8 protein-coding genes are annotated in these 8,175 nt (G+C 71.4%); 4 read left to right on the top strand and 4 right to left on the bottom strand.

The annotated features are described in order from the left end of the window. Nucleotides 1-631, bottom strand: a 631-nt coding sequence (locus ACFT55_RS17240) for a MerR family transcriptional regulator (protein WP_380245071.1), incomplete at its 3' end; no start/stop codon positions are given. 203 nt (nucleotides 632-834) lie between these two features. Here ACFT55_RS17240 and ACFT55_RS17235 point away from each other — a divergent pair. Then, complete coding sequence (locus ACFT55_RS17235; protein WP_380245070.1) at nucleotides 835-1,125, top strand: WhiB family transcriptional regulator; 291 nt, start codon at nucleotides 835-837, stop codon at nucleotides 1,123-1,125. 55 nt (nucleotides 1,126-1,180) lie between these two features. Here ACFT55_RS17235 and groES read toward each other — a convergent pair whose 3' ends face one another. Beyond that, the gene (gene groES / locus ACFT55_RS17230) at nucleotides 1,181-1,477 is read right to left on the bottom strand and encodes a co-chaperone GroES (RefSeq protein WP_079572552.1); all 297 of its coding nucleotides are present in this window, start codon (nucleotides 1,475-1,477) and stop codon (nucleotides 1,181-1,183) included. 219 nt (nucleotides 1,478-1,696) lie between these two features. On the opposite strand from groES, the gene ACFT55_RS17225 reads away from it, so the two are divergent. Next, nucleotides 1,697-2,917 carry an SAM-dependent methyltransferase gene (locus tag ACFT55_RS17225; protein ID WP_380245069.1) on the top strand — a complete coding sequence of 407 codons (1,221 nt, stop codon included), beginning with the start codon at nucleotides 1,697-1,699 and terminating at the stop codon, nucleotides 2,915-2,917. A gap of 63 nt (nucleotides 2,918-2,980) precedes the next feature. Further along, nucleotides 2,981-4,138 (top strand): glutamate--cysteine ligase, encoded by a 1,158-nt coding sequence (locus ACFT55_RS17220; RefSeq protein ID WP_380245068.1) that lies wholly within the window; start codon nucleotides 2,981-2,983, stop codon nucleotides 4,136-4,138. Between the two features lie 600 nt (nucleotides 4,139-4,738). On the opposite strand, the gene ACFT55_RS17215 is transcribed toward ACFT55_RS17220, so the two are convergent. Continuing rightward, nucleotides 4,739-6,031: a hypothetical protein gene (locus ACFT55_RS17215; RefSeq protein WP_380245067.1), complete on the bottom strand. Its 1,293-nt coding sequence runs from the start codon at nucleotides 6,029-6,031 to the stop codon at nucleotides 4,739-4,741. A gap of 228 nt (nucleotides 6,032-6,259) precedes the next feature. Further along, nucleotides 6,260-7,321: a tRNA (adenosine(37)-N6)-threonylcarbamoyltransferase complex transferase subunit TsaD gene (gene tsaD / locus ACFT55_RS17210; RefSeq protein ID WP_380245066.1), complete on the bottom strand. Its 1,062-nt coding sequence runs from the start codon at nucleotides 7,319-7,321 to the stop codon at nucleotides 6,260-6,262. A gap of 87 nt (nucleotides 7,322-7,408) precedes the next feature. Here tsaD and ACFT55_RS17205 point away from each other — a divergent pair, with 87 nt between their 5' ends. Then, nucleotides 7,409-8,032 (top strand): malonic semialdehyde reductase, encoded by a 624-nt coding sequence (locus tag ACFT55_RS17205; protein WP_380245065.1) that lies wholly within the window; start codon nucleotides 7,409-7,411, stop codon nucleotides 8,030-8,032. Nucleotides 8,033-8,175: the final 143 nt, after the last annotated feature.

The following is an 8,175-nucleotide window of genomic DNA, read 5'->3' as shown; positions in this document are numbered from 1 at the left end:
GGACGGTCCGCTGCGCGACCCGCTGCCAGGCGGGCTCGGCGATCTCCGTCCACCAGGCGGCGGGGTCGCCCTGGGCCGGGATGGCCAGGATCTCGTCACAGGTCTGCTGGTCGTACGCGAGGGCCGCGTCGACGACGGCGGAGACCCGGCCGGAGGCGCTGGCGCCGGGCACGTGGCTGCTGGCACCCGAGGTGCCCTCGCCGCCGCCGGGCAGGGCCCGCAGGTGGGCCCGCCCGGGCCGCGGTGCGTCGTCGCCGCCGGGAGCGGCCGGACGCCCGTCCGCCGCCTCCTGCGCGTCGTCGTCCGGTTCGCCAGGTGCCGCGGGGGCGGCGTCCTCGGTCGCCTCCTCCAGCTCCTCGGCGCCGGCCTCCAGCGCCGCCTTGGCCGCGTCGACGGGCGCGACACCCTCGAGGGTGAGCCGGCGCATGACGAGGAGCCGCGCGACGTCCTCGGGCGTGTAGCGACGGTGGGATCCGGCGGTGCGGGCGGACGGGCCGAGACCGTAGCGGCGGTCCCACGTGCGCAGGGTGGCCGGAGCCACCCCGAGGCGCCTGGCGACCGCTGCGACGGCGAGGCCCGGGCTCGACGCGCGAGACCCGCCCCCGTGCGGGACGGGCCGGGATGAGGTCATGGCGTCGATTCTGCCGAGTGGACCAGTGGGTCGCCACTGCGCCGCCGGGCGCGCCGCGGAACACCCCGAAGTCACAGGTCAAAGCCGGTCAGGTCACCCCCGAACCGGGTCAGCGTCCGGAAGAAAGTTGAACACTGAACCATCGAACCGTGTCGCAAATCAGCATCTTGAACAACTTCTGCACAACTTGTAGGTTGTTCGCCATGACGGAAATCTCGAGGCTCCCCGGTCCGGTGATGGAGCTGTGGGAGTGGCAGTACCAGGGTTCGTGCCGTGACGCGGACGACACGCTCTTCTTCCACCCGGAGGGCGAGCGCGGGTCCACCCGTCGACGTCGTGCCGAGGCGGCGAAGGCGATCTGCCACTCCTGCCCCGTGATGCTGCAGTGCCGGGAGCAGTCGCTCCGGGTCCGCGAGCCCTACGGCGTGTGGGGCGGGCTCAGCGAGGACGAGCGGTCCGCGATCCTCGCCGGCGGGGCGCGCAAGACCGGCTGAGAGCACGAAGGCCCCGCACCGACGACGGTGCGAGGCCTTCTGCGTCAGGGCGTCGTCAGGCGACGACGACCGCGAGGATGTCGCGGGCCGACAGGACGAGGTAGTCCTCGCCGGCGTACTTCACCTCGGTGCCGCCGTACTTGCTGTAGATGACCTTGTCACCGACCTTGACGTCGACGGGGACACGGTTGCCCTTGTCGTCGAAGCGGCCCTCGCCCACGGCCAGGACCTCGCCCTCCTGGGGCTTCTCCTTGGCGGTGTCCGGGATGACCAGGCCGGAAGCGGTCGTGGTCTCGGCCTCGATGGCCTTGACGACGATCCGGTCCTCGAGCGGCTTGATGGGGACCGACACGTCGGACCTCCTTGATTCGCGATGCGTGGATGGGCTTGCTGGTTGACCAGGTCGCGTCCGGGGCTGGCCGTCGTCGCGGGTGCCGGTAACAGCCTGCGGTCGCTGACGACAAATCTAGGCAGGCGTTAGCACTCTGACAAGTCGAGTGCCAGCAGTTCGCCGTCGGCGTCATGACCGGCGCCGTCCGCCACCCCCGGTCGCGCCTGAGACGATGGCCCGATGGACGCCGCCTCCGTGAGCAAGCTGCTGAGCCCGGACGGGTGGGCCCTGCTCAACTCGCTCCCGCCGTACGACGAGAAGCAGGCGATGGCGCTCGCCACCCGGCTGCGGGCCGAGGGGGTGGACCCCGACCTCGCCGCGGCGGCCCTCACCCAGTCGCGGCTGCGCGCCAAGGCGCGCGCCAAGCTCGGCGACTTCGCGGACGGGATGCTCTTCACACCGGACGGCGTGGAGCAGGCGACGCGCCTGGTGGTGGCTGCGCTGCACGCCCGGCGCTACCTCGCCGCCGGCGTCACGAAGGTCGCCGACCTCACGAGCGGCATCGGTGCGGACGCCCTCGCGTTCGCGGGCGTCGGCCTGCGCGTGCTCGCCACCGACGTCGACGAGATGACGGCGGCGCTGGCCACCGTGAACCTGCGGCACTTCCCCGAGGCGGAGGTGCGGCACGCCGACGGGCTCACGCTCGACCTCGCCGCCGAAGGGGTGGACGGCGTGTACGCCGACCCGGCCCGGCGCACGCGCGGCGGTCGCCGCGTCTTCGACCCCGCTGCCTACGCTCCCCCGCTCGACGCCGTGTGGGCGCTGCGCGAGCAGGTCCCCGCCCTCGGCATCAAGGTCGGGCCCGGCATCCCGCACCAGGGGCTGCCCGAGGCCGCCGAGACGCAGTGGGTGTCCGTGGACGGCGACGTCGTCGAGGCCGGCCTGTGGTTCGGGCCGCTCGCGGCCGACGGTCCCGGCCGGTCCGCGCTCGTCCTGTCCACGCGCGACGGCGCGACGTCCTCGCGCACGCTGCGCACCGACGGCGACGGCTCGGACCTGGTGCCCGACGTCGGTCTGCCCGGCGCGTACCTGTACGAGCCGGACGGCGCCGTCATCCGTGCGGGGCTCGTGGCGCACGCCGCAGCGGAGCTCGGCGGCCGGCTGCTCGACCGCACCATCGCCTACGTCACGACCGACCAGCCCGCGCCGCCGCCCGACGGCGCCGCGCCCGTCGCCACGGGGTACCGGGTCCTCGACGTCATGCCCTTCAACCTCAAGCGCCTCAAGGCCTACCTGCGCGAGCGCGGCGTGGGCCGGCTGACGATCAAGAAGCGCGGCACGGCCGTCACGCCCGAGCAGCTGCGCGCCCAGCTGTCGCCGAAGGGTGACGCGGAGGCGACCCTCGTCCTCACGCGGGTGGGCGGCGCGCAGCACGTGCTGGTCGTCGAGCCGCTGCGCTGACCGGGGGCGGCGCGAGCGGGACCGCCGCGCGCCCAGGCGCCCCGGCGTGGAAGCATTGCCCGCATGGTGCTGGAATTCGCCGCCTCCGACCGGTCGACCGTCGGCCTCGAGTGGGAGCTCGCGCTCGTCGACGCCGACTCGGGCACCCTGCGTCAGGTGGCCCCGGCCGTCATCGAGGCGGTGGCCGACGACGTGCGGCACCGCTTCGTCAAGCCCGAGTTCCTGCGCAACACCGTCGAGGTGATCAGCGACGTGCGGCGCACCGTGCCGGACGCGATCGCCGACCTCGAACGGGGGGTCGCCGCCATCCATGACGCCATCGGCCCGATGCGCGTGGACCTCATGGGCGCGGGCACGCACCCGTTCTCGCACTGGTCGCGGCAGAAGGTGACCGACAAGGAGCGGTACGCGACGGTGGTGGACCGCGCGCAGCTCGTGGGACGCCAGCAGATCGTCTACGGGGTGCACGCGCACGTGGGCATCGAGGACCGCGCCAAGGTGCTCCCCGTCGTCAACTCGCTGCTGGTGTACCTGCCCTACCTGCAGGTGCTGTCCGCGTCGTCGCCGTTCTTCGGGGGCGACGACACCGGCTACGCGTCGATGCGGACCATGATCTTCCAGCAGCTCCCCACGGCCGGGCTGCCGTACCAGTTCGGCGACTGGTCCGAGCTGGAGCGGTACGTCGCCGACATGCTGCACACCGGAGTCATCGACGACTTCACCGAGGTGCGCTGGGACGTGCGGCCCGCGCCCCACTTCGGCACGGTCGAGGTGCGCATCTGCGACGGGACGTCGAACACCCAGGAGCTGGCCTCCCTCGGCGCGCTGGTGCACTGCCTCGTGGAGCACCTGTCGACGCGGCTCGACGAGGGTGGGCGCCTGCCGACGCTGCCGCCGTGGTTCGTGCACGAGAACAAGTGGCGCGCCGCCCGGTACGGCACCGACGCGATCATCATCCTCGACGACGCCGGCGAGGAGGAGCTCGTCACCGACGCCCTCCCCCGGCTGCTCACGACGCTCGAGCCGGTCGCCGACCGGCTGGGCTGCGCCGCCGAGCTCGACGGCGTGCGCGAGATCGTCCGTCGGGGCGCGTCCTACCAGCGCCAGCGCGAGGTGGCCCGGGCCCACGGCGGCGGGCAGGACGGCCTCGAGGCCGTGGTCGCGTCGCTCGTCGCCGAGCTGCGCGCCGGCCGGCCGCTCCCCGCGACCGCTCGCCTCTGAGGGGACATCTCTCGCCAGGTCGCGCTCGGCACCCGTGGTACGGGTAGGCGTCCGCGGCATCGACCCCGCGCACCGCCCGGAGCGCGTGGGTCCAGCGGGCTCGGCCCTTGCCGGTCTGGTCCAGGGCCATGACAGCGAGGTAAGCGCACCTGAGCGCGGCCTGCTCGTTCGGGAAGCGGCCGCTCAAGAATGCCCGGGCACGCGGTCACGACGTGAACTCATCTCGCCCAGCGAAGATGCTCAGCGCGAACGGCCTCACCAGCACGGCTAACAAGTAGGCTGCCTCTGGGCAGCATATGGTCTCATACAGCACTTGCAGCATTTTGGCTCCCCACTATGAGGGCGAGGAACGCCGCTTGTCCGCGTAGTGTCGGACCATTCCTCCTGTAACTATCCCGACCGCCGCGGCGGCAATGTTCACTAGAACACCCCCCCAGTTCATGCCAGAATAATGGAGGTTTTGCGACGCGGCGCCCGCCATTGCTAATAGGCAAACGCCGGTGAATATATTCTCATGAGATCGCGACCATCGCGGTTGGTATGAGAGCACCGCCCCCACAATCACGATAAGTCCGAGACTAGCCCACAGCACGAGTCCCCCTAGACGATTTGCCTGACGATGGACCCGCATGACCCAAACCCTAGAAAATCCAGAACCGAGTCGAATCCAAGACCAAAGAGCGCCTTGACCCGCTTTCGGTTCGCGGCGCTGAGCTTATTCTTGTTGACGATATACTGCTTGACCTTGCTCAAGGTTGCCCTCACACCCCCGAGCTTCGCGACAGCCGCTCTCATCTTTGCACTCTTGTTGACAAAATTCTTTGCCTTCGCCAAGATCCGCGCCGCCTTGGCGCCGGGAACAAGCGCAATCGCGATCTGGCCGGCGCACATTGCGGACGTCCTCACCCACCACCATGCCGAGGGATCGGCGGTGACGGGATACGCCGTGTTGGCGGTGGTGGTGATCTGCTGGGTGAGGGTGGTGCCGTCGAGTTGGTACCGGGTCTCAAGCGGGGTGCCGTTGGCGTCGGTCGCCCAGGCCGCGCCGATGGTCGCGACGGGCAGGTCCACGGTCTCGGTATCAGTCTGGACCGGGTCGAGCGCCTCGAGAGCTACCCACTGCTCATCGGTGATCTCATCCACCGTGAGCTCGTCGATCGACGCCTGGGTCTCCGCATCTCCAAGGATCGCGTCGACCTGCGCGTCGAATCGTGCCGCGTCCGTGGGGTCCTCTGACTCGACTTCGGTAGGCATGACGACGTTGATGCTCCCGTCGTCCTGGGGTTCGAGGGACGCCCCCTCGGGCAGGTCGAGATCGAAGTCGAGGCTGGTCGGCGCGTTCTCGTCGTCGAGGATGGCGACCAGCTGGGCCCCGTCGGGCACCGCACGCGTCACCACGTCGACCCCGTCCGTGACGTCCTGAGCGACCGCTACCCCTCCGACAACGTCTGCCCGCGAGTCGTCACCGGCCGCGGTCACGGCCAGCTTCATGCCGTCGGCACTGGTGATGGATGCACCAGCACCCGACGCCCTGACCGTCACCGAATCCACCACCCCAGGCAGGGCCACCGCGTTGTCAGCCGAGCCCTCCAGGGGAACTGCTGTGGCCGCCGACGCAGCATCCACGAGACCTGCAGCCGACGCCGCATCATCGGGATCGAAGGCAGACGCAGCTTGCGCGATCGCGGCGGCGTCCTCCGACGCGCCCGCCCCCGCGGCCACGACAGCCTGTGCTGCTTGCTCCTCGCCTGCCGCGTCGGCCTGATCGGTGTCGGCGTTCGCAGCGGGCAGCCCCGCCGCGCACAGCGCGAGCAGCGCCGCTCCGACAATCAGGGTGGTGCGCCGCCGCACGAGGCCAGCCGGCGTACGCGTCATCCGCGTCGTGGTCGTCATCAATCAACCTCAGTCTCCGCGAGGGGCTCCATGGAGGAGCTGCATGCCCCTCGCCCACAATGCTGCGGGTCAAAACGACGACGTGGGACGAGATTGCGAAACTTGCACGCCTGCATCAGCGGCGCCCGTGGCCCCCCGACGAGGTACGCGCAAGGGTGCTGGTGGTGAGGTGCGCGTCGGCCACGAAGAACGACGCTACCGTTGACACTCCCGCCGAACCGCGGGATTTCAGACCGTGATCGTGGTCATGGGCATCGACGAGTCGACCGGGAAGTCGAGGTTCGACGGCGCCGCCCCGGCCCGCACGACGGCGGAGCCCAGCGCCGCGATCATGGCCCCGTTGTCGGTGCAGTAGCGGATCGGCGGGATGCGCAGGTCGATGCCCGCCTCCGCGCACCGCTTGGCGGCCATGTCGCGCAGCTGGCTGTTGGCGGAGAACCCCCCGCCGACGACGAGGGTGTCGACGTCGTACCGGCGGCAGGCGGCGATGGTCTTGGCGGTGAGGACGTCGGCCACCGCTGCGGCGAACGACGCGGCGACGTCCGCCGCGGGGATCTCGCGCCCGGAGTCCACGCACGCCTCGATCCAGCGGGCCACGGCGGTCTTGAGCCCGGAGAAGGAGAAGTCGTACGCGTGCTTCTCCTGGTCCTTGGCCGCGGTGAGACCGCGCGGGAAGCGGATGGCCTCGGGGTCGCCCTCGCGCGCGAGCCGGTCGACGTGCGGGCCGCCCGGGTACGGCAGGCCGAGCAGGCGGCCGACCTTGTCGAACGCCTCCCCCGCCGCGTCGTCGAGCGTGGAGCCGAGCTCGGTCACGCCGGTCGCGATGTCCTCCACCAGCATCAGCGTGCTGTGGCCGCCCGAGACGACCAGCGCCATCGTGCGCCCCGAGAACGGGCCGTCGACGAGCTGGTTGACGGCGGCGTGCCCGATGACGTGGTTCACGCCGTAGAGCGGCTTGTTCAGCCCGATCGCGAGCGCCTTCGCGGCGGACGCGCCGATCGTCAGCGGGCCGACGAGGCCGGGGCCCGCCGTGACGGCGACGGCGTCGATCTCGGACAGGTCGACGTCCGCCTCGCCGAGGGCCCGGGTGATCGTGGGGACCATCGCCTCGAGGTGAGCACGGCTCGCCACCTCGGGGATGATCCCGCCGTAGCGCGCGTGCTCGTCCATGGAGCTGGCGACGGCGTCGACCAGCAGCTCGTCGCCGCGGACGAGCGCGACGCCCGTCTCGTCGCACGAGGTCTCGATACCGAGGACGAGCGGGCCGGAGCCCGCAGAGGATGCAGCCATGTCGCCATCTTCCCTCATCTCGGCCGCGTGACCGGTGTCACGCCCAGGACGGGAATCATGCGTCTGCATCTATGTGTTCCGGCAACCATGACCGAGACTCTCACGCTCCCGTCCTCGTCCCTCGCCGTCGGCGACGACGTGGCGGACCTCCTGTTCCGCGCCGCCCGCACCACCTCCCTGTGGACCGACGAGCCCGTCACCGACGAGCAGCTCACCGCCGCCTGGGACCTCGCGAAGTTCGGGCCGACCGCGATGAACACCCTGCCGCTGCGCGTGCTCGTGCTGCGCTCCGGCGAGGCCCGCGAGCGCCTCGTGACCCACATGGGCGGCAACAACAAGGAGCGCGTCGCGAACGCGCCCGTCTCGCTCGTGCTCGCCGCGGACCCGGCGTTCCACCAGCACCTGGACACGCTGTTCCCCGCCTACCCCGGCATGAAGGACCAGCTGGAGCCCGCCGCGGACGTCCGCGAGCAGATGGCCCGCAACAACGCCCTCCTCCAGGCGGGCTACCTCATCGTCGGCCTGCGCGCCGCCGGCCTCGCTGCCGGCCCGATGAACGGCATGGACTTCGACGGCGTCGACGCCGAGTTCTTCGCCGAGTCCGGCTGGAAGTCGTTCCTGGTGATCAACGTCGGCCACGCCGAGGGCGAGGGCTCGCCGTACCCGCGCTCGCCGCGCCTGTCGTTCGACGAGGTCGCCCAGGTGCTCTGACCCGACCCCACATGCTGTGAGCGGGCGAATGGCCCTCCTTCCGTCGGGGGGGGGGGGCCGGAGCGCCCCCGCACCCGGGTAGGGGGGGGGGGGCCCGGGCGGCCCCGGGGGGCCGGGGGCGCGCGCCCCCCGCCCACCCCCCC

The sequence above is a fragment of the Isoptericola sp. NPDC057191 genome (genome assembly GCF_042670225.1).
Taxonomy (GTDB): domain Bacteria; phylum Actinomycetota; class Actinomycetes; order Actinomycetales; family Cellulomonadaceae; genus Isoptericola.
The sequence above is the reverse complement of the archived record's forward strand: the minus strand, read 5'-3'. Positions and strand labels throughout refer to the sequence as shown.

What these genes read in the sequence shown, in the direction of transcription:
- ACFT55_RS17215 (WP_380245067.1), bottom strand. Translation starts at nt 6,031, where the DNA reads ATGACGACCACGACGCGGATGACGCGTACGCCGGCTGGCCTCGTGCGG.
- ACFT55_RS17225 (WP_380245069.1), top strand. Translation starts at nt 1,697, where the DNA reads ATGGACGCCGCCTCCGTGAGCAAGCTGCTGAGCCCGGACGGGTGGGCC.
- ACFT55_RS17220 (WP_380245068.1), top strand. Translation starts at nt 2,981, where the DNA reads ATGGTGCTGGAATTCGCCGCCTCCGACCGGTCGACCGTCGGCCTCGAG.
- tsaD (WP_380245066.1), bottom strand. Translation starts at nt 7,321, where the DNA reads ATGGCTGCATCCTCTGCGGGCTCCGGCCCGCTCGTCCTCGGTATCGAG.
- ACFT55_RS17235 (WP_380245070.1), top strand. Translation starts at nt 835, where the DNA reads ATGACGGAAATCTCGAGGCTCCCCGGTCCGGTGATGGAGCTGTGGGAG.
- ACFT55_RS17205 (WP_380245065.1), top strand. Translation starts at nt 7,409, where the DNA reads ATGACCGAGACTCTCACGCTCCCGTCCTCGTCCCTCGCCGTCGGCGAC.